Origin of the sequence: Streptomyces himastatinicus ATCC 53653, from assembly GCF_000158915.1 — a bacterium.
Classification (GTDB): domain Bacteria; phylum Actinomycetota; class Actinomycetes; order Streptomycetales; family Streptomycetaceae; genus Streptomyces; species Streptomyces himastatinicus.
In genome coordinates, this window is the sequence record NZ_GG657754.1 from 1478166 (window position 1) to 1479174 (window position 1009).

The 1009-nt window shown below is 72.9% G+C and carries 1 protein-coding gene; it reads left to right on the forward strand.

Annotated features, from left to right (window positions below; translation table 11 throughout):
• Positions 1 to 123: 123 nt before the first annotated feature.
• Positions 124 to 1009, forward strand: an 886-nt coding sequence (locus tag SSOG_RS05625; RefSeq protein ID WP_009713244.1) for an IPT/TIG domain-containing protein, incomplete at its 3' end; no start/stop codon positions are given.

A 1009-nucleotide genomic window follows, 5' to 3' on the forward strand; every position in this document is an offset into this window, starting at 1 on the left:
CTCCGCCGTTCGGGTGGTCCGCCATGCGCGGTGTTGCCGCCGCCTCACCGGAATGGGTTACTGGGTCCGTTGAGATTCCGGCGGGCCGCCCATCCTTTCCGGAGGAGTGGAAGGCGCGCCGTCATGCTGACTCCGTATCGCCCGGACGGGCTCATCATCCTCACCGACCGCCACGGGAAGCGCGTCGCCATCATCGACCCGGTGTCCCGGCAGGTCACCCGCGCGCTCGGGGTCGCGGCCCCGCTCGTGGTGCGGGGCGCCTCGGGCCTTCCCACCGGGCTCACCGTCGCCCGCCTCACGGCCGCGGCCGACGTCCCGGGGCTGCGTACCGGGCCCTTCGAGGCGTTCGAAGAACTCCTCAACCGCTTCTCCGGCGTCTTCCCCGACCAGGGTCCGTACACCGGTGGCACGGTCGTGACCCTCATCGGTCACCACTTCACCGGCGCCACGGACGTGCGCTTCGGTCCCCGCTCCGCGGCGAGCTTCGCCGTCCTCGACGACGCGACCATCATGGCCGTGACCCCCGTCGGTACCGGTGCGGTGCCGGTCACCGTCATCACCCCCGGCGGCAGCGCCCGCATCGGCTACTTCTTCTACATCCACTGGCCCAGCCTGCAAGGCATCGCGCCCAGCGCCGGTCCGATCGGCGGGGGCAACGTCGTCGAGCTGAGCGGCGACGGCCTGAGCACCGCGCTGCTGGTGAACTTCGGCGCCGCCACCGCCCACCCCACCGCCGTCTCCGACCAGCAGCTCCTCGTGGCCGCTCCCCCGGCCGCGGGGCCGGGCACCGTCCCGGTCTACGTCACCACGACCGGCGGGATCAGCAACCGGCTGCTCTACACCTATGTGGCCGTTCCGGCCGTCACCGGTGTTTCCCCTCGGACGGGGCCGGTCGCGGGCGGCACCACCGTCCTCGTCACCGGCACCGCGCTCTCCCGCACCACCGCCGTCACGGTCGGCGGCGTCCCCGCGGCGTCCTTCCGCGCGTTCTCCGACACCCTGCTCGTCG